This window comes from Pseudomonas sp. Mb7, assembly GCF_054790525.1.
Window position 1 is genome coordinate 5272488 of record NZ_CP186501.1, and the last position, 19889, is coordinate 5292376.

The following is a 19889-nucleotide window of genomic DNA, read 5'->3' on the forward strand; positions in this document are numbered from 1 at the left end:
CCCTTCCTCATCTATTTGCGCAGCAGGCGCAAACCGTTGAACACCACCAACAGGCTCACACCCATGTCGGCGAACACCGCCATCCACATGGTGGCGACTCCGGCGAAGGTTACCCCAAGAAAGATAGCTTTGATCACCAGTGCCAACGCGATGTTCTGTTTCAGGATGCTCGCGGTATTGCGCGACAGGCTGATGAACGCCGGGATTTTGCGCAGATCGTCGTCCATCAGGGCGACATCGGCGGTTTCGATAGCAGTGTCGGTACCAGCAGCGGCCATGGCGAAACCGATCTCGGCGCGGGCCAGTGCCGGCGCGTCATTGATGCCGTCGCCGACCATGCCGACTCGGCGGCCCTGTGCATAAAGCTCTTCGATGGCTTGCAGTTTGTCGGTCGGCAGCAAGTCGCCACGGGCCTCGTCGATGCCGACCTGCGCGGCAATCGCCTGGGCGGTGTGGACATTGTCGCCGGTGAGCATCAGGGTTTTCACCCCGAGTTCGTGGAGCTGACGGATTGCTTCGCGACTGGTTTCCTTGACGGTATCCGCCACCGCGAACAGTGCCAGCGGGCCGGAATTGTCGAGCAGCAGCACCACGGATTTGCCCTGTTTCTCCAGCGCGAAGAGTTTTTCTTCCAGTGCCGGCGAGCACAGGCCCAACTCTTCGACCAAGCGATGGTTGCCCAAGTGGTAGGTCTGGCCGTTGATCTCGCCTTTGACGCCACGCCCGCCCAACGCTTCGAAGTTATCCACAATCAGCGCTGCGAAGTTTTTATCCACAGCGGCATTGGCGATGGCCAGCGACACCGGGTGATCGGAGCGACCGGCCAACGCCGCGGCGATGGCCGGCGCCGTGGCATCGGCAGTTGGATCGAGGGACAGGTAATCGGTCTGCACCGGTTTGCCGTGGGTAATCGTCCCGGTTTTATCCAGCGCCAGATAGTCGAGCTTGAAACCGCCCTCCAGGTACACGCCGCCCTTGACCAGAATGCCTTTGCGCGCCGCTGCCGCGAGGCCGCTGACGATGGTCACCGGGGTCGAAATCACCAGTGCACATGGGCACGCGACCACCAGCAACACCAGCGCACGGTAGATCCAGTCAAACCACACAGCGCCCATGAACAGCGGCGGAATGATCGCCACGGCCAAGGCAAACACGAACACCACCGGCGTGTAGATTTTCGAGAACTGATCGACGAAGCGCTGGGTCGGGGCGCGCGCACCTTGGGCCTGTTCCACGGCGTGAATGATGCGCGCCAGGGTCGAGTTGTTCGCCGCTGCGGTCACCGCGTATTCCAGCGAACCGGCCTGATTGATGGTGCCGGCGAAAACTTTGTCGCCGACGGTCTTCTCCACCGGCAGGCTTTCCCCGGTGATCGGTGCCTGGTCGATGGTCGAACTGCCGCTGACCACTTCGCCGTCCAGCGCGATGCGCTCGCCGGGTTTCACCCGCACGCGGGCGCCGAGTTCGACGCTTTTCACGTCCTGCTCAATCCAGCTGCCGTCAGCCTGCAACACCGTGGCTTGCTCCGGCGTCATCTGCATCAAACCGCTGATCGCATTGCGCGCACGGTCCAGCGAGCGCGCTTCGATCAACTCGGCGACGGTGAACAGGAACATCACCATCGCCGCTTCCGGCCACTGGCCGATGAGGATCGCACCGGTCACGGCGATGCTCATCAGTGCGTTGATGTTGAGGTTGCGGTTTTTCAGGGCGATCCAGCCCTTTTTATAGGTGGTCAGGCCACCGCTGAGGATCGACACCAGCGCGATGATCGCCACCACCCAGGTTGGTGCGGCGTTGGTGAAGTGGATGACTTCGGCGGCAAGCGCGCCGACACCGGACAACGCCAGCGGCCACCAGTGTTTTTTCACTGGCGCCGGGGCTGGCGCTTCGACGCCCGCCTCCAACGGCTCGGCGTGCATGCCGAGGGATTTGATCGCCTCGGTGATGGGCTCGGTGCCCGGCAGATTGTGAGTCACGCCGAGCACACGGTTGATCAGGTTGAATTCCAGTTGCTGCACACCGGCGAGTTTGCCGAGCTTGTTCTGAATCAGCGTCTGCTCGGTCGGGCAGTCCATCGCCTCGATGCGGAAACTGCTCAGTCGCGCATCGGCGCTGGTTTTCTCGCTCAGTTGCACCAACGCAGGCGCGGCAGCTGTCGACGAGCAGCAGGAATCTTCGTGCGCATGAACCGGTGCCGGGGCTGCAACTTTCGACCCGCAGCAAGAATCGCCGCCCTGTGAATGCTTATGCACAGGCTGCAATTTATGACTGTGATCGTGACCGTCGCCGGGCTTGTGGGTGTGCTGGGAATCGCTCATTGGTCGCGTCCATGAAGGTGCCTGTTGCCAAGTAAAGACCCTGTAGCCACTATAGGGTCAAGCACCCTTTTGGAGATTGCCGTCATGAAGATCGGAGAACTGGCCAAACTCACCGACTGCGCCGTGGAAACCATCCGCTACTACGAGCGCGAAAACCTGCTGCCGGAACCGGCTCGCAGCGACGGCAACTACCGCGTCTACACCCAGGCCCACGCCGAACGCCTGACCTTCATCCGCAACTGCCGCACCCTCGACATGACCCTCGAAGAAATCCGCAGCCTGCTCGCCTTGCGCGACAGTCCGCAAGACCAGTGCGAAAGCGTCAATGCGCTGATCGACGAGCATATCCAGCATGTGAAGGCGCGGATTGATGGGTTGCTGGCGTTGCAGACGCAACTGCTCGACCTGCGCCAACGTTGTGGAGAAGGGCCGATGGCCGATCAATGCGGGATTTTGCAGCGGCTGGAAGTGAGTGGCGGGGTTGTCGCGACGGAAGTTGAACACTCCCACGTAGGCCGCAGCCACGGCCACTGACGTTGGCGCTCGTTCCCATGCTCCGCGTGGGAATGCCGCCATGGACGCTCCGCGTCCTAAGTGACGCGGAGCGTCACGGGATTCATTCCCACGCAGAGCGTGGGAACGATCCTGCTGACTAGACCGCCATTGGCGCGGTCATCGGCGCGTGATGCTCATAGCCTTCCAGCGAGAAATCGCTCGGCTCGACCATCTCCAGCCATTCCGGCTGATACACGCCAGTCTTGGCAAACTCCGGCACACGATCCGAGATCTTCAGCTTAGGCATGGCGAACGGCTCGCGCTTGAGCTGTTCGTTGAGCATGTCCAGGTGATTCTCGTAGACGTGCGCATCACCGATGAAATAGGTGAACCAGCGCGGCGTGTAGCCGGTCAGGCGACCGATCAGGCTCAGCAACGCAGCGCCTTCGGTGAGGTTGAACGGCGTGCCCAGACCCAGGTCGTTGGAGCGGATATACAGGGTCAGGGAGATCTCTTTGGTCTCGACGTTCGGGTGGAACTGGTACAGCAGGTGGCACGGCGGCAGGGCCATTTCATCCAGCTGAGCAACGTTCCAGCCGTGGAACAGAATACGGCGGCTACCCGGATCGTTGATGATCGTATCGACGCACTGGCGCACCTGGTCGATGGCTTTGTACAGCACCACGTAGGCCTGGCCGTCTTCTTCGCCCTGAGCAATCTGCTTGTAGCCGTTGCTCAGCGTTTGTTCGATGGCGGCGGTGTTGCTCAGCGGGATCTGCTTGTACGCCGGCCACTTGCGCCATTGCACGCCGTAGATTTCGCCGAGGTCGTCGTCGCCCTGGCGGAACGGGTTGGCCAGCCACTGCGCGTTTTCGTTGGCGTTCTGGTCCCAGACCTTGCAGCCCAGCGCCCGGAATTCAGCGGCGTTGTTCACGCCACGCAAAAATCCGCACATCTCGCCGATGGCCGATTTGAAGGCCATTTTGCGCGTGGTGATCGCCGGAAAACCTTCCTGCAGATCGAAACGCAGCATCGCACCCGGGAAGCTGATGGTGTTGATACCGGTGCGGTTGGCCTGTTTGGTGCCGTTCTGAATGACGTGCGAGACCAGTTCGAGATATTGCTTCATGAGTTACCTGTGTCCTTTGAGCCCCGGCGTCGCGCGCCGGGGTTCGTAGTTTAAGCCGTCGGTGCGAGCGGTGCTGCCGGCGCGCGACGATAGGCCAGCCAGATCAGGAACAGCCCGCCAACGATCATCGGCACGCAGAGCACCTGGCCCATGGTCAGCCAGTTCCAGGCCAAGTAGCCCAGTTGCGCATCCGGCACGCGGACGAACTCGACGATGAAACGGAAGATGCCGTAGAACAGCGCGAACATGCCGGAAACGGCCATGGTCGGACGCGGTTTGCGCGAGAAAATCCACAGGATCAGGAACAGCGCCACGCCTTCCAGCGCGAACTGATACAGCTGCGACGGGTGACGCGGCAGTTGCGCCGGATCGCTGAACGGCGGGAAGACCATCGCCCACGGCACGTCGGTGGCTTTACCCCACAACTCGGCGTTGATGAAGTTACCGATGCGCCCAGCACCCAGGCCGATCGGCACCATTGGTGCGACGAAGTCCATCAACTGGAAGAACGACTTGCCGTTACGCTTGCCGAACCACAAGGCTGCGAGCATTACGCCAATGAACCCGCCGTGGAACGACATGCCGCCCTTCCACACTTCGAAAATCAGCGTCGGGTTGGCCAGGTAGGCACTCAGATCGTAGAACAGCACGTAACCCAGACGTCCGCCGACGATCACGCCCATCGACATCCAGAAGACCATGTCGGAGAGTTTCTCCTTGGTCCAGGTCGGGTCGAAACGGTTGAGCCGGCGCGACGCCAGCAGCCACGCACCGCCGATGCCGATCAGGTACATCAGACCGTACCAGTGGATTTTCAGCGGACCGATGGCCAGGGCCACCGGGTCGATCTGCGGGTAAGGCAGCATTGCGACTCCTCGTTAGAGTTGAAACCAAAATTCCCGGGCGACGCTGCCACCTCAGGATTAAGCCAGGATTGCGACGCGGTTAAAGCAGGAAGCTCAGACCCACGCTGAACAGCAAAGCGGCGAACAGCCGTTTCAGCAAGCGCGGCGACAATCTGTGCGCCAAACGCGCGCCGATGCGGGCGAAGACCATGCTGGTCAGGGCGATGCCCAGCAGCGCCGGTAAATAAACAAAACCGAGACTATGCGGTGGCAACAACGGATCGTGCCACCCCAGAATCATGAAACTTAATGCACTGACAAGGGCGATCGGCAGACCGCAGGCCGATGAGGTTGCCACGGCTTGCTGCATCGGCACGCTGCGCCAGGTCAGGAACGGCACGGTCAGCGAACCGCCGCCCACGCCAAAAATCGCCGAGGCCCAACCGATCACACTGCCGGCCACGGTCAGACCGAGTTTACCCGGCACCGTTCGGCTGGCCTTGGGTTTAATGTCCAGCGCCAGTTGCACCGAGATGATCAAGGCAAACACGCCGATGATCTTTTGCAGGTGCGGCCCGGAAATCGCTTCCGCAGTCAGCGCGCCGAAACCTGCACCGAGCAGAATGCCGACGGCCATCCACATGAAGATCGGCCAGCGCACTGCGCCTCGACGGTGATGCTCACGCACGGCGTTGACCGAGGTGAAGATGATCGTCGCCAGCGACGTCCCGACCGCCAGATGGGTGAGGATCGACTGATCAAAGCCCTGCAAGGTGAAACTGAACACCAGCACCGGCACGATGATGATCCCGCCGCCAACCCCGAACAGCCCGGCCAGCACGCCCGCACAGGCGCCCAGCGCCAGATAGAGCAGAAATTCCATGACCGTCTCCCCAGACCGCATCCGCAAAACCGGAGCGGCATGGTAACGGATGCACACCCTTTGGCTCCACTGGCGATGGATGCACGGACGCCGGATGCGTAGAGTGAGCAAAACACACACAAGGACCACCTTATGTGCCTGATTGTTTTCGCCTGGCGCCCGGGCCATGCCCAGCCGCTGATCGTCGCGGCCAACCGTGACGAGTTCTACGCCCGGCCAAGCCTGCCACTGGCGCCATGGCCAGAAGCGCCGCATGTGCATGCCGGACGTGATCTTGAGGCCGGCGGGAGTTGGCTGGGGATTGGCGCCAACGGACGCTTTGCCGCGCTGACCAATATCCGCGATCCGCATCAACCGCCAGCGCGCAAGTCACGGGGTGAGTTGGTGGCGCGATTTCTCACCGACGATGCGTCGATTGATGATTATTTGAGCGATGTGGTCGGACGTGCGCCGGAATATGCCGGGTTTAATCTGCTGCTCGGCAACAGCCATGAGCTGTGGCACTTCAATGCGCGGATGTCGGAACCAGTAATGCTGGAGCCAGGTGTTTACGGACTGTCGAATGCCGGGCTGGATACGCCGTGGCCGAAGTTGCTCAAGGCCAAGGCTGCGTTGAGTGCAGTGCTGGATGATCCGCAGCCTGAGCGCTTGATGGAGCTGCTGGGCGATGCGCAGACCGCGCCGTTTGCCGAGTTGCCGGATACTGGGGTGGGTCTGGCGACGGAGTCATTGTTATCGAGCGTGTTTATCGCCAGCCAGAGTTACGGGACGCGGGCGAGTACGGCGTTGATTGTGCAGGCGGATGGGGCGCGGCGGATGGTGGAGCGGAGTTTTGGGCCGTATGGCGGGCATTTGGGTGAAGTGGAAATAACAGCTTAAAAGCCAACCCTCACCCCAGCCCTCTCCCAAAGGGAGAGGGGGCCGACCGAGGTGTCTTGAGCCATGCATCGACCTGAAAGACCGAGTTGATTATGGATTCAACACGCACTTTCAAGTCGGTGTGAATCGATTATGGATTCAACACAGCACTTCCAGCCCGGTGCGGTTCGATTATGGATTCAGCACAACACCTCAAGTCGGTTTGAATCGATTATGGATCCAGCAAAGCACTTTCAGGTCGGCGGAGTTCTGCAGCATCCCCCAATCAGTCCCCTCTCCCCCCGGGAGAGGGTTAGGGTGAGGGGCTTTTGATCTTCAGAGGGCCTTGACCACCGCCGGCGGATGCATCTTCGACAACCCAAGGTTCTTCAGCGCCAATTGCAGCGAGCTGTGGATAACTTGCGGATTGTCGATGGTCATCAGCTCCGCCAGCAATTCCTGAGCCTTGCTCAGATTGACCTGACGCAGCATCCACTTCACCTTCGGCAAGTTGGTGGCGTTCATCGACAAACTGTCAAAACCCATCGCCATCAACAGCACTGCCGCCGCCGGATCACCGGCCATTTCGCCGCAGATACTCACCGGTTTACCTTCGGCATGGGCATCGCGTACCACGGTTTGCAGGGCTTGCAGCACCGCCGGATGCAGGTAGTCGTAGAGATCGGCCACACGCGGGTTGTTACGGTCGACCGCCAGCAAATACTGGGTCAAGTCGTTGGAACCGACGGACAGGAAGTCGACCATCCGCGCCAGCTCCTTGGTCTGGTACACCGCTGCCGGGATCTCGATCATCACGCCGATCGGCGGCATCGGCACGTCGGTGCCTTCGTCGCGCACTTCACCCCAGGCCCGGTGGATCAGGTGCAGGGCTTCTTCGAGTTCGTGGGTGCCGGAGATCATCGGCAGCAGAATCCGCAGGTTGTTCAGGCCTTCGCTGGCCTTGAGCATCGCGCGGGTCTGCACCAGGAAGATTTCAGGGTGGTCGAGAGTCACACGAATGCCGCGCCAGCCGAGGAACGGGTTGTCTTCCTTGATCGGGAAGTACGACAGCGACTTGTCACCGCCGATGTCGAGGCTGCGCATGGTCACCGGTTGCGGGTGGAACGCGGCGAGTTGCTCGCGGTAGATCGCCAGTTGTTCCTTCTCGCTCGGGAAGCGCTGGTTGATCATGAACGGCACTTCGGTGCGGTACAGGCCGACACCTTCGGCGCCACGCTTCTGCGCCCGCGCCACATCGGCCAGCAGGCCGGTGTTGACCCACAGCGGCATGCGGTGGCCATCGAGGGTCACGCACGGTAGGTCGCGCAGGGTGTCGAGGCCCAGCGCCAGTTGTTTCTCTTCTTCGACGACTTCGGCGAACTGCTTGCGCAGCACTTCGCTCGGGTTGGTGTAGACCTCGCCGCGTGTGCCATCGACGATCATTTCGATGCCGTCGACCTTGGCGTACGGCAGGTCGACCAGACCCATCACCGTCGGAATGCCCATGGCCCGGGCGAGAATCGCGACGTGCGAGTTACCCGAGCCGAGTACCGAAACCAGACCGACCAGCGTGCCTTCCGGCACCTCGCCGAGCATCGCCGGCGTCAGCTCTTCGCTGACCAGAATGGTTTTTTCCGGATAGACCAGGTTCTGCTGTCGCTCTTCCTGCAAGTAGGCGAGCAGGCGGCGACCGAGGTCTTTGACGTCCGACGCACGCTCACGCAGGTAGGCGTCGTCCATCAGTTCGAAACGGTTGACGTGCTCAGTGACCACCTGACGCAGCGCGCCCTGCGCCCACTGGCCAGTCTTGATCACGGTGGTGATTTCGCTGCCCAGCGAGGCATCGTCGAGCATCATCAGGTAGACGTCGAACAGTGCGCGCTCTTCCGGACGCAGTTGGGTCGCGAGTTTGGCGGACAACGCGCGCATGTCGGCGCGCACGCCTTCGATGGCGGTCTTGAACAGCGCCAGTTCGGCATTGATGTCGGTGATGGTCTTGTCCGGCACCACGTCGAGATCGGCCGGCGGCAGCATGACCACCGCAGTACCGACGGCGGCCCCCGGCGAACCCGGCACGCCGACGAACTTGGCTTCCTGAATGCCTTTGCCCTGACGGCCCAGACCACGGATCGAACCGGTGGCTTCGGCGTGGGCGATAACGCCTGCAAGCTGTGCGCTCATGGTCACGAGGAAGGCTTCTTCACCTTCGTCGAACTGGCGGCGTTCTTTTTGTTGGATAACCAACACGCCGACGACGCGGCGGTGGTGAATGATCGGTGCACCGAGGAACGAGGCGTAACGTTCTTCACCGGTTTCGGCGAAGTAACGGTAGCGCGGGTGATCCGCAGCGTTTTCGAGGTTCAGGGGTTCTTCACGCGTGCCGACCAGACCGACCAGACCTTCGTTGGGTGCCATGCTGACCTTGCCGATCGAGCGCTTGTTCAAGCCCTCGGTGGCCATCAGGACGAAGCGGTTGGTCTCGGGATCAAGCAGGTAGACCGAGCAGACCTGGCTGCCCATGGCCTCTTTGACGCGCAACACAATAATCCCCAACGCCGCCTTGAGATCCTTGGCGGAGTTAACTTCCTGGACGATCTTGCGCAGCGTATTGAGCATGGCTCGGGGTCGAACTCCGTCGTCAGTCGCGCGCTAAAAGGCGCGGGGCAAGCTCTTTGAGGGCGCGGCGATACACCTCGCGCTTGAATGTCACCACCTGGCCCAACGGATACCAATAGCTGACCCAGCGCCAGCCATCGAACTCCGGTTTACCGGTCAAATCCATCCGCACCCGCTGCTCGTTGGAGATCAGGCGCAGGAGAAACCATTTCTGTTTCTGGCCGATGCACAGCGGTTGGCTGTGCGTACGCACCAGACGTTGCGGCAAACGATAGCGCAACCAGCCCCGGGTACAGGCCAGTATTTCAACATCTTCACGTTCCAGGCCAACTTCTTCGTTCAGCTCGCGGTACAAGGCGTCTTCCGGCGTCTCTTCAGGGTTGATTCCCCCTTGCGGAAACTGCCAGGCATCTTGATTGATACGGCGAGCCCATAGCACCTGGCCGGCGTCATTCGTCAGAATGATCCCGACATTGGGGCGGAAACCATCGGGGTCGATCACGGCAACAACCTCGCAAACGCATGTCGCCGCATTGTTCCACAAAGGTTGATAAGGCGGCAACGAGGCTTCCTACCTTATGTGCACTCTTGTGAAAAGACCGTATTCTTGTCGCCTTTTTACTGACTTTTCAGCGGGTAACTGCAATGCGCCTGGCTCTATTCGATTTGGACAACACCCTTCTGGGCGGCGACAGCGATCACGCCTGGGGCGACTATCTGTGTGAACGCGGCTTCCTCGACCCGATTGCGTACAAGGCTCGCAACGACGAGTTTTATCAGGATTACCTGGCCGGCAAACTGGATAACGCCGCGTACCTGAACTTCTGCCTGGAGATCCTCGGCCGCACCGAAATGGCCGTGCTTGAGCAATGGCACAACGATTACATGCGCGACTGCATTGAGCCGATCGTATTGCCGAAGGCGCTGGAACTGCTGAAAAAACACCGGGACGCCGGCGACAAACTGGTGATCATCACCGCGACCAACCGCTTCGTCACCGCGCCGATTGCTGTGCGCCTGGGCGTTGAAACCCTGATCGCAACCGAGTGTGAAATGGTTGATGGCCGTTATAGCGGGCGCAGCACCGACATTCCGTGCTTTCGCGAGGGCAAGGTGACGCGGCTGAATCGTTGGCTGGAAGAGACCGGGTATTCGCTGGAAGGCAGCTATTTCTATAGCGATTCGATGAATGATTTGCCGTTGCTGGAGCAGGTGGCGAATCCGGTGGCTGTCGATCCGGATCCGAATCTGCGGGCCGAGGCGGAAAAGCGTGGCTGGCCGGTCATTACTCTGCGCGACTGAAATCGCTATCGCGAGCAGGCTCACTCCTACAGGGGAACGCATCCCCATGTAGGAGTGAGCCTGCTCGCGATTGGGTCTACGCGGTCTCAAGCCTTAAACAGGCTTAGCCCCCATCAACCCCGCAATGGCGAGAAACCCGACGCCGCTGACAATCGCCAGCGCCAACGTGAATTTCCAGTTACCAACCCCGCTAGTCCACAGCCGATTAAGCCGCACCAACAGCCACACTGCACTCAACGTGGCCACGGCATAGATCACGCTGGACCCCAGAATCCAGAACTGCCCCAGTGGCCAGCCGATCAGATGTACCAACCACCAGCCGGTGAAAGGCATGCTGAACATACCGATCAGCATCAAACACCAGATAAACAGCCAGGGACGCTGCATCGTGCTGGCCGGCCCTTCGCTGCGATTACGCCAGGTCAGGGCGGCAAGCCCCAGCCCGCTCGCGAGTATGACCACGGTCGCCGCGACGTGAAGGACTTTCAGGGTGGTCAGGGTTTCCATGTATTTCTCTTCCTTGGGCCATGCCCATCAGCGTAGCCGCTCAGCCAAGAAACAGCTGATAGGCCGGGTTTTCGCTTTCATCCCAGTACGGGTAACCGATTTCCTCAAGCGCCGCCGGCACCAGATGACGCTCGTCGTGCGGTACTTGCAGACCGGCGACCACGCGACCATCGGCAGCGCCGTGGTTGCGGTAGTGGAACATCGAGATGTTCCAGCGCCCACCGAGCTTATTGAGGAAATTGAACAGCGCGCCCGGACGCTCCGGGAACTCGAAGCGGAACACCACTTCATCAATCACGTGCGCCGCGTGGCCGCCGACCATGTGGCGGATGTGCAGCTTGGCCAGTTCGTTGTCGGTCAGGTCGAGTACCGGGAAACCCTGTTCGGTCAGGCTCGCCAGCAATGCACTGCGCGGGTCGTTTTCCGGATGGGTCTGCACGCCAACGAAAATGTGCGCTTCGCTGCCGGTGTTGTAGCGGTAGTTGAATTCGGTGATCTGGCGCTTGCCGATCGCTTCGCAGAACGCCTTGAAGCTGCCGGCCTTCTCGGGGATGGTCACGGCGATTATCGCTTCGCGGCCTTCACCCAGCTCGGCGCGTTCGGCGACGTGGCGCAAGCGATCGAAGTTGACGTTGGCGCCGGAGTCGATGGCCACGAAGGTCTGGCCGCTGACGCCACGCAACTCGACGTATTTCTTGATCCCGGCCACGCCCAATGCGCCGGCAGGTTCGGTGATCGAGCGGGTATCGTCGTAGATATCCTTGATAGCCGCACAGATCTCGTCAGTGCTGACGGTGATCACTTCATCGACGTAGTCTTTGCAGATGTCGAAGGTGTGCTGGCCGATCTGCGCCACCGCCACGCCGTCGGCGAAGATGCCCACGGTCGGCAGCACCACACGCTCACCGGCGGCCATCGCCGCTTGCAGGCAGTTGGAGTCGTCCGGCTCGACACCGATGACTTTGATGTCCGGGCGCAGGTATTTCACGTAGGCAGCGATGCCGGCGATCAGGCCGCCGCCGCCGACCGGAACGAAAATCGCGTCCAGTGGCTGCGGGTGCTGGCGCAGAATTTCCATCGCCACGGTGCCCTGCCCGGCAATGGTGTGCGGATCATCGTACGGGTGGATGTAGACGTAGCCTTTTTCATCGACCAGTTTCAGCGAGTACGCCAGAGCTTCCGGGAACGAGTCACCGTGCAGCACTACTTTGCCGCCACGCGAGCGCACGCCTTCGACTTTGATCTCGGGGGTGGTCTTGGGCATGACGATGGTGGCTTTGACGCCCAGCACTTTCGCCGCCAGGGCCAGACCTTGCGCATGGTTGCCCGCCGACGCAGTGACCACGCCACGGGCACGCTCTTCGTCAGTCAGCTGGGTGAGTTTGTTGTAGGCGCCGCGAATCTTGAACGAGAACACTGGCTGCAAGTCTTCGCGCTTGAGCCAGATGTCATTGCCCAGCCGCTCGGAGAGCTGGCGAGCGTTCTGCAACGGGGTTTCTACGGCAACGTCATAAACGCGCGAGGTGAGGATCTTTTTGACGTACTGTTCGAGCATCGGAAAGCATCACTGGCGATTGGGCGGGACCAACGAGTCTAACCCGGCTTTCAGCCGGACGACCACACGAATCCAGAGGTTTTAGCCTCGCTTGCGGCTATAATGCCGGCCTTTCCGTTCTCACCTTGCCCGCTTCCGGAGCCCGCATGACCCAGGATCAACTCAAACAGGCAGTGGCTCAGGCCGCCGTCGACTTCATCCTTCCGAAACTCGACGACAAGAGCATCGTCGGGGTCGGCACCGGCTCCACCGCCAACTGCTTCATCGACGCCCTGGCCCAGCACAAGGGCGCCTTCGATGGCGCGGTGGCCAGTTCCGAAGCCACTGCCGCGCGCCTCAAGGGTCACGGGATTCCGGTGTATGAGCTGAACACCGTCAGCGACCTGGAGTTCTACGTCGACGGCGCCGATGAAAGCGACGCGCACCTGAACCTGATCAAGGGCGGCGGCGCAGCGCTGACCCGCGAGAAGATCGTTGCAGCCGTGGCCAAGACCTTCATCTGCATCGCCGACGCCAGCAAACTGGTGCCGGTGCTGGGCGAGTTCCCGCTGCCGGTCGAAGTGATCCCGATGGCCCGCAGCCACGTCGCACGCCAACTGGTGAAACTGGGCGGCGACCCGGTGTACCGCGAAGGCGTTTTGACCGATAACGGCAACATCATTCTGGATGTGTTCAACCTGCAGATCACCAACCCGGTGGAGCTGGAAGCGCAGATCAATGCGATTGTCGGTGTGGTCACCAACGGCTTGTTCGCGGCGCGTCCGGCGGACCTGTTGCTGCTGGGTACTAGCGAAGGCGTGAAAACCCTGAAGGCTGAGTAATCCCAGACTGCCCGCAATTAATGGGCAGACGAATAAACCTGTGGGAGCGAGCAGGCTCGCTCCCACAGTGTTTTGTAGTGTTGGTTAGTTCGGGGTTGGCTTTTTGAAGACGTAAAACAGGTTCGGCTCGCTCACCAGATACAACGTACCGTCATCATCCATCGCAATGCCTTCCGCCTGCGGCACGGTTTTCTTCAAACCCTGCCGGCCGCCACTGATGGACATCGTACTCAACGGGCGCCCGCCGACATCGAGCTCCAGAATCAGCCGCGACTCATCCGACAGTGCCAGCAAATGCCCGCTGCGCTCGTCGTACTGCAAACTCGACAGATCGCGCACAAACATCCCGGCGTCACGCTTGGGATCGTTGATCACATGCACCGCGTAGGACTTCTCCAGATTGAAGTGCGGAAAGCCGTGCACTTCGTAGATCAGCATCGGATTGCGCTCTTTCGCGACAAACAGGCGCTTGCCCACCGAGTCATACGCCAGGCCTTCAAAACCTTTGTTGCTGGCCATATGCACACCGAGGGTCATCTGCTCGGCGTCCGCCGCGTCGAGGAATGTGGTGCCTGCCTCCAAGTGAATCTTGATCAGCCGCTGCTGACGCTCATCAGTGATCACGTAGGTGTCGGCGCTGATGTACTCGACGGCTTCGGGATCGCCAAAACCAATCAGGGCAATGCGCCGCAGGATCTTGCCTTCAAGCGACAGTTCGACCAGCTCGGAATTCTTGTTGGTCACAGTGAACAGGCTTTTGCGCACTGGATCGAAGGTCAGCGCCGAAACATCGTCGTCCAGCCCGTCAATCACCCGTGCCTCAATCTCGACGCGATACTGATCCAGCCCAATCGACTCGCTACTCTGCGGTTGCCACAGAGTGTGCAAGTTGAACCAGGCGCGCTCGAACAGCCGCATGTATTGGCCGATCGCGAGCAACGCGATCAGGGCAATCACCGACAGGATGATAATCAGGGGTTTGGGACGGGCAAGTCGACGCATTCGGATGAGCTCGGGATCAAAACAGGCGGATGAAATATCACGCCCGTCTGAACTGAAGCTTAATGGCCACTTGCCTCAAACCACAAGCCAACCCGTGTAGGAGCTGCCGAAGGTTCGGGCTGCGATCTGATCATTCCCACGCTCTGCGTGGGAGTGCAGCCGGGGACGCTCTGCGTCCCACAGTCAAAAGATCGTCCGAACGCGGCCCGAACCTTCGGCAGCTCCTACACAGACGCACTACCTCTGTTTTTCGAAGCGATAGAACAGGTTGGGCTCGCTGACCATGTACAGCGTGCCTGCCTCGTCCATGGTCACGCCTTCGGCTCGGGGAATGGTGTTTTTCAGACCGTTGAAGCCGCCAAGCAGGGTCATGAAGCTGACCTGCTCGCCCTTCTCGTCCAGCTCCAGCAGCAGATGCGAGTCGGCGGACAGCACGAGTGTGTGTTGAGTGCGCGGGTCAATCGCCAAAGCCGAGAGGTTGCGAATATCCAGTTCATCACTGACGAGTTTTTGCTTGTCGCCCTTGAGGGTCTGGCTGCCATCGCTTTTCCAGGTGAACAGCGCTGGTGGCCGCTCCTCGCCCAGCAACAGCTGCTGATTGCGAGCGTCCCAAGTGATGGCTTCGAAGGCTTTGTTCTGGTCTTTCGACGGACCTAGATCGTATTTCGGGAAATCTGCGATGTTCAATTCGCGGGTATCGGCGTCGACCTTGACGATCGACAGCATGTGCTGACGCTCATCGACGATGGCCATCAGGCCGTTTTCCATCATCGTCAGGCCTTCCGGATTGCTCCAGCCCACCAGCGGCATCTTGCGCAGCACATCACCTTGCAAGGTCAGTTCGGCGAGAAACGGGTTTTTACCCATCACCGAAAACAGCGTTTTGGTCTGCGGGTTGTACGCCAGATCCGAAGCCTCGTCCTTCTCCATCCCTTTTAGCGGTTTGGCATCGATGACCACCCGATAGTCCGGCAGCCAGATACTTTCCTTCTGCCCGGCCTGGCTTTCGAAACGCTCTTGCAGCCAGAGCACACCGCGATCATCCCAATGCATGGCAAACGCCACGGCATAAGCGGCGGCAATCACCAGCAACAGCCAGACATACCAACGCAAGGCAAAACGTGAACGGCGGGTGGGTTTGAGCTGAGTTTGAGATGACATCGAGGGACGCGTTCCGAAAATTCAGGCTATGGGTAATAGCACAAAGAGGCCGGCTCAGACGCCAGAATGAGAGGAATTATCCGTACAGGATGTGAAAAAAACGGCAAATGGCGGGATTGCCCTGCGCCATTGTGGGAGAGATCACAAAACCCTGTAGGAGTGAGCCTGCTCGCGATGGCGTCAGGTCAGTCGAAACAATCGCTGACTGACAGACCGCTATCGCGAGCAGGCTCACTCCTACAAGGGGACCGCGTTAAATCAGCGCACGCTGCTGTTGAAGCTGCTCGCGCCGACCAGTTCGAGGACGATGTCATCGCCAACGTTCAGCGGGCCGACGCCCACTGGCGTGCCGGTGAGGATCACGTCACCGGCCTGCAGCGAGAAGCAGCCGGCCATGTGCTGGATCATCGGCACGATCGGGTTGAGCATCGCGCTGCTGTTGCCGTCCTGACGCACTTCGCCGTTGATGGTCAGGCGAATGCCGATGTCGGTCAGGTCAGCAAAGGTGCTGCCGACCACGAACGGGGCGATCACCGCCGCACCGTCGAACGATTTGGCGATTTCCCACGGCAAACCCTTGGCTTTCAGCTCGGCCTGTTTGTCGCGCAGGGTCAGATCGAGCGCCGGGGCGAAACCGGAAATGGCATCGAGCACTTCTTCACGGCTCGGTTTGGTCGACAACGGTTTGCCGATCAACACGGCGATTTCCGCTTCGTAGTGCACCGAACCGCGTTCGGTCGGAATGCTGAAACCGCCTTCCAGCGGCACCACACAACTGCCCGGCTTGATGAACAGCAACGGCTCGGTAGGCACCGGATTGTCCAGTTCCTTGGCGTGTTCGGCGTAATTGCGGCCAATGCACACGACTTTCCCGATCGGGAAGTGAATGCGCGTACCGTCGACGTACTGGTGCTGATAGCTCATTTACCGACTCCTGCCTTCATTGATTCAAGGGATTGCCAATCAAACCGCGAAGATCTTGCCCGGGTTCATGATGCCGTTCGGGTCGAACACCGCTTTCACCGCTTTCATGTACTCGATCTCGACCGGAGAGCGGCTGTAGGTCAAGTAATCGCGCTTTGTCATGCCCACGCCGTGCTCGGCGGAGATCGAACCGTTGTACTTCTCGACGGTTTCGAACACCCACTTGTTGACGGTCGCGCATTTGGCGAAGAACTCGTCCTTGCTCAGGTTATCCGGCTTGAGAATGTTCAAGTGCAGGTTGCCGTCGCCGATGTGGCCGAACCAGACGATTTCGAAGTCCGGATAGTGTTCGCCGACGATCGCGTCGATTTCCTTCAGGAACGCTGGCACTTTCGACACGGTGACCGAGATGTCGTTCTTGTACGGCGTCCAGTGCGAGATGGTTTCGGAGATGTACTCGCGCAGCTTCCACAGATTCTGCAGCTGGGTTTCACTCTGGCTCATCACACCGTCCAGCACCCAGCCCTGTTCGACGCAGTGTTCGAAGGTTTCCAGTGCGCTGTTGGCCACTTCTTCGGTGGTAGCTTCGAATTCCAGCAATGCATAGAACGGGCAGTCGGTCTCGAACGGCGCCGGCACGTCGCCACGGCCCATGACTTTGGCCAGGGCCTTGTCGGAGAAGAATTCGAACGCGGTCAGGTCGAGCTTGCCCTGGAAAGCGTGTAGCACCGGCATGATCGAGTCGAAATCGGCGGTGCCGAGGACCATCGCGGTGAGGTTTTTCGGCGCACGATCCAGACGCATGGTCGCTTCGACGACGAAACCGAGGGTGCCTTCAGCGCCGATGAACAGCTGACGCAGGTCGTAACCGGTGGCGTTCTTGATCAGGTCTTTGTTCAGTTCCAGCACATCGCCCTTGCCGGTGACGACTTTCATGCCGGCCACCCAGTTGCGTGTCATGCCGTAGCGAATCACCTTGATTCCGCCGGCATTGGTGCCGATATTGCCGCCAATCTGACTGGAACCTGCCGAGGCGAAGTCGACCGGGTAGTACAAGCCTTTTTCTTCGGCAACGTTCTGCAAATGCTCGGTGACCACGCCCGGCTGACACACGGCAGTGCGATCGGTGAGGTTCACGTCGAGAATCTGATTCATGTAGTCGAAGGAGACGACCACTTCGCCGTTGGCCGCCACCGCAGCGGCGGAAAGCCCGGTGCGCCCGCCCGACGGCACCAGCGCAATCTTGTGGGTGTTGGCCCAACGCACCACGGCCTGCACTTGCTCGATGGTCTTGGGAAACACGATGGCGCTTGGCGCCGGGGCGAAGTGCTTGGTCCAATCCTTGCCGTACGCATTCAGGGAGTCGGCGTCGGTCAGGACCTTGCCAGGCTCGACCAGGGTCTTCAGTTCATCAATCAGGGCAGGATTGGTCATCGACAGAACTCTCGAACAATTCATGGTCATCCTGAGAACGCTTCACGTCGCAGGAATGAGTGTTTAGCGGGGAGGCTATGCTAGCATACCGACCCCGCAGGCCAGTGCCCAAGGCCAGTTCTGCGGTAACGGCTTTCCTGCCGTTTGGGTCAGCTCCAGGCTGCTCCCCTCCCTGCCATTTTTCTCCGGGATACAGGTTTACGCAGATGAGCAAGACTTCTCTCGATAAGAGCAAGATCAAGTTCCTTCTTCTCGAAGGCGTCCACCAATCGGCTGTCGACGTCCTCAAGGCGGCGGGCTACACCAGCATCGAATACCTGACAGGTTCCTTGCCGGAAGCCCAGCTCAAGGAAAAGATCGCTGACGCTCACTTCATCGGCATTCGTTCGCGCACCCAACTGACCGAAGAGATCTTCGATCACGCGAAGAAGCTGGTAGCGGTCGGCTGTTTCTGCATCGGCACCAACCAGGTTGACCTGAGTGCTGCCCGCGAGCGCGGTATCGCCGTGTTCAACGCGCCATACTCCAACACCCGCTCCGTTGCCGAGCTGGTGCTGGCCGAAGCGATCCTGCTGCTGCGCGGCATCCCTGAGAAAAACGCTTCCTGCCACCGTGGCGGCTGGATCAAGTCCGCAGCCAACTCCTTCGAGATCCGTGGCAAGAAACTCGGCATCGTCGGCTACGGCTCGATCGGTACGCAGCTGTCGGTTCTGGCTGAAGGTCTGGGCATGCAGGTGTATTTCTACGACACCGTGACCAAGCTGCCGCTGGGCAACGCGACTCAGATCGGTAGCCTGACCGAGCTGCTGGGCATGTCCGACATCGTCACCCTGCACGTTCCGGAAACCGCTGCGACCCAGTGGATGATCGGCGAGAAGGAAATCCGCGCCATCAAGAAGGGCGGCATCCTGATCAACGCGGCGCGCGGCACCGTGGTCGAACTGGACGCCCTGGCGGACGCGATCAAGGACAAGCACCTGATCGGCGCGGCCATCGACGTGTTCCCGGTGGAGCCACGCTCCAACGACGAAGAGTTCGAAAGCCCGCTGCGTGGCCTCGACAACGTGATCCTGACCCCGCACATCGGTGGTTCGACCGCCGAAGCGCAAGCCAACATCGGTCTGGAAGTGGCAGAGAAACTGGTCAAGTACAGCGACAACGGTACCTCCGTTTCGTCGGTGAACTTCCCGGAAGTGGCCCTGCCGGCTCACCCTGGCAAGCACCGCCTGCTGCACATCCACGAGAACATCCCGGGTGTGATGAGCGAGATCAACAAGGTCTTCGCCGAAAACGGCATCAACATTTCCGGTCAGTTCCTGCAGACCAACGAGAAGGTTGGCTACGTGGTGATCGACGTCGACGCCGAGTACTCGGATCTGGCGCAAGAGAAGCTGCAGCACATCAACGGCACTATCCGTAGCCGCGTGTTGTTCTGATCAAGCGTTGAGCGACAAAAAAAGGGAGCCTTCGGGCTCCCTTTTTCATGCACGCCGAAACGTTATTCGACGTTGACGGTGATTTTCTTCGAGACGATTGGCGGATCGAATGCCATGTGGCCGCTGTCGCCAAGTTCCAACTGCAAGGTGTGTTTGCCCGGGGCGAGCTTGATGTCAGCCTGGGTCTGCGCCTTGCCGAAGTGCATATGGTTGGCATCGGTAGGGACGACCGAACCGGCAGGAACAATTTCCTTGGCATCGATCAGCAGGTGATGGTGACCGGTGTTCTTGGTGACGTCACCGGCCGGCGCCAGTGCGATGCCCTTGGTACCGAATTTGACGGTGAAGGTCTGCGAAACCGTGGCCCCGTCTTCGGGAGAAACGATGAACACTTCGGCGCCCTTCGGGGCCGGAGTAGCCGCACTGGCCAGCACCGAAACACCCATCAGCACACCCGCCAGCGCTGCACGTGACATAAAGCTTTTCATTTTCTTCTCCAGTTTTTCCGTAAAATCCGCAGGGTCATGACAACTTCATGACCATTCGTTGTCGAAGGCACTCGACAACCATAGCAAAGCGAGCCTCACTCAGAGCGTCGCG

18 protein-coding genes are annotated in these 19889 nt (G+C 60.1%); 5 read left to right on the forward strand and 13 right to left on the reverse strand.

From position 1 onward, the window contains the following. Positions 1-11: 11 nt before the first annotated feature. A complete protein-coding gene (locus ACOYXH_RS23835; protein WP_460066374.1) occupies positions 12-2321 on the reverse strand; it encodes a heavy metal translocating P-type ATPase in 2310 nt (769 codons plus the stop codon). 84 nt (positions 2322-2405) lie between these two features. Here ACOYXH_RS23835 and cadR point away from each other — a divergent pair, with 84 nt between their 5' ends. Beyond that, positions 2406-2855 carry a Cd(II)/Pb(II)-responsive transcriptional regulator gene (gene cadR / locus ACOYXH_RS23840; protein WP_007912999.1) on the forward strand — a complete coding sequence of 150 codons (450 nt, stop codon included), beginning with the start codon at positions 2406-2408 and terminating at the stop codon, positions 2853-2855. A gap of 118 nt (positions 2856-2973) precedes the next feature. Here the strand turns inward: cadR and ACOYXH_RS23845 are convergent, their stop codons facing one another. The 3 genes from ACOYXH_RS23845 to ACOYXH_RS23855 form a co-directional block, all read right to left on the reverse strand. After that, the gene (locus ACOYXH_RS23845) at positions 2974-3945 is read right to left on the reverse strand and encodes a thymidylate synthase (RefSeq protein ID WP_258708952.1); all 972 of its coding nucleotides are present in this window, start codon (positions 3943-3945) and stop codon (positions 2974-2976) included. A 50-nt stretch (positions 3946-3995) separates the two neighbouring features. Continuing rightward, entirely contained in the window at positions 3996-4811 is an 816-nt protein-coding gene (gene lgt / locus ACOYXH_RS23850) for a prolipoprotein diacylglyceryl transferase (RefSeq protein ID WP_007913003.1), read from the reverse strand. 79 nt (positions 4812-4890) lie between these two features. Beyond that, entirely contained in the window at positions 4891-5673 is a 783-nt protein-coding gene (locus ACOYXH_RS23855) for a sulfite exporter TauE/SafE family protein (protein WP_016983201.1), read from the reverse strand. A 132-nt stretch (positions 5674-5805) separates the two neighbouring features. Between ACOYXH_RS23855 and ACOYXH_RS23860 the strand changes: the two genes are divergently transcribed. After that, entirely contained in the window at positions 5806-6552 is a 747-nt protein-coding gene (locus ACOYXH_RS23860) for an NRDE family protein (RefSeq protein WP_095049429.1), read from the forward strand. 315 nt (positions 6553-6867) lie between these two features. Here ACOYXH_RS23860 and ptsP read toward each other — a convergent pair whose 3' ends face one another. Together ptsP and ACOYXH_RS23870 are read right to left on the reverse strand one after the other, a co-directional pair. Further along, entirely contained in the window at positions 6868-9147 is a 2280-nt protein-coding gene (gene ptsP / locus ACOYXH_RS23865; RefSeq protein WP_007913900.1) for a phosphoenolpyruvate--protein phosphotransferase, read from the reverse strand. A gap of 22 nt (positions 9148-9169) precedes the next feature. Then, the gene (locus ACOYXH_RS23870) at positions 9170-9649 is read right to left on the reverse strand and encodes an RNA pyrophosphohydrolase (protein WP_003229203.1); all 480 of its coding nucleotides are present in this window, start codon (positions 9647-9649) and stop codon (positions 9170-9172) included. 143 nt (positions 9650-9792) lie between these two features. Here ACOYXH_RS23870 and ACOYXH_RS23875 point away from each other — a divergent pair, with 143 nt between their 5' ends. Then, positions 9793-10449 carry a histidinol-phosphatase gene (locus ACOYXH_RS23875; RefSeq protein ID WP_095049428.1) on the forward strand — a complete coding sequence of 219 codons (657 nt, stop codon included), beginning with the start codon at positions 9793-9795 and terminating at the stop codon, positions 10447-10449. A gap of 93 nt (positions 10450-10542) precedes the next feature. Here the strand turns inward: ACOYXH_RS23875 and ACOYXH_RS23880 are convergent, their stop codons facing one another. Then, entirely contained in the window at positions 10543-10956 is a 414-nt protein-coding gene (locus ACOYXH_RS23880; protein WP_220557138.1) for a DUF2269 family protein, read from the reverse strand. Between the two features lie 40 nt (positions 10957-10996). Further along, entirely contained in the window at positions 10997-12511 is a 1515-nt protein-coding gene (gene ilvA, locus ACOYXH_RS23885; RefSeq protein ID WP_041072159.1) for a threonine ammonia-lyase, biosynthetic, read from the reverse strand. Positions 12512-12657: 146 nt separating this feature from the next. Between ilvA and rpiA the strand changes: the two genes are divergently transcribed. Then, positions 12658-13332: a ribose-5-phosphate isomerase RpiA gene (rpiA, locus tag ACOYXH_RS23890; protein WP_007913886.1), complete on the forward strand. Its 675-nt coding sequence runs from the start codon at positions 12658-12660 to the stop codon at positions 13330-13332. Between the two features lie 84 nt (positions 13333-13416). Here the strand turns inward: rpiA and ACOYXH_RS23895 are convergent, their stop codons facing one another. The 4 genes from ACOYXH_RS23895 to ACOYXH_RS23910 form a co-directional block, all read right to left on the reverse strand. Continuing rightward, the gene (locus ACOYXH_RS23895; RefSeq protein WP_460409981.1) at positions 13417-14334 is read right to left on the reverse strand and encodes an SdiA-regulated domain-containing protein; all 918 of its coding nucleotides are present in this window, start codon (positions 14332-14334) and stop codon (positions 13417-13419) included. 237 nt (positions 14335-14571) lie between these two features. Beyond that, on the reverse strand, positions 14572-15495 hold the full coding sequence (locus tag ACOYXH_RS23900; protein WP_460409982.1) for an SdiA-regulated domain-containing protein: 924 nt from the start codon (positions 15493-15495) through the stop codon (positions 14572-14574). Between the two features lie 258 nt (positions 15496-15753). Continuing rightward, the gene (locus ACOYXH_RS23905; protein ID WP_093429791.1) at positions 15754-16419 is read right to left on the reverse strand and encodes a fumarylacetoacetate hydrolase family protein; all 666 of its coding nucleotides are present in this window, start codon (positions 16417-16419) and stop codon (positions 15754-15756) included. A gap of 39 nt (positions 16420-16458) precedes the next feature. Then, positions 16459-17853, reverse strand: coding sequence for an FAD-binding oxidoreductase (locus ACOYXH_RS23910; protein WP_026000500.1), 1395 nt, complete (start codon positions 17851-17853; stop codon positions 16459-16461). Between the two features lie 206 nt (positions 17854-18059). Between ACOYXH_RS23910 and serA the strand changes: the two genes are divergently transcribed. After that, the gene (serA, locus tag ACOYXH_RS23915; RefSeq protein WP_008085296.1) at positions 18060-19289 is read left to right on the forward strand and encodes a phosphoglycerate dehydrogenase; all 1230 of its coding nucleotides are present in this window, start codon (positions 18060-18062) and stop codon (positions 19287-19289) included. A gap of 62 nt (positions 19290-19351) precedes the next feature. Here the strand turns inward: serA and ACOYXH_RS23920 are convergent, their stop codons facing one another. Beyond that, entirely contained in the window at positions 19352-19777 is a 426-nt protein-coding gene (locus tag ACOYXH_RS23920; protein ID WP_095049424.1) for a DUF4399 domain-containing protein, read from the reverse strand. Positions 19778-19889 lie beyond the last annotated feature (112 nt).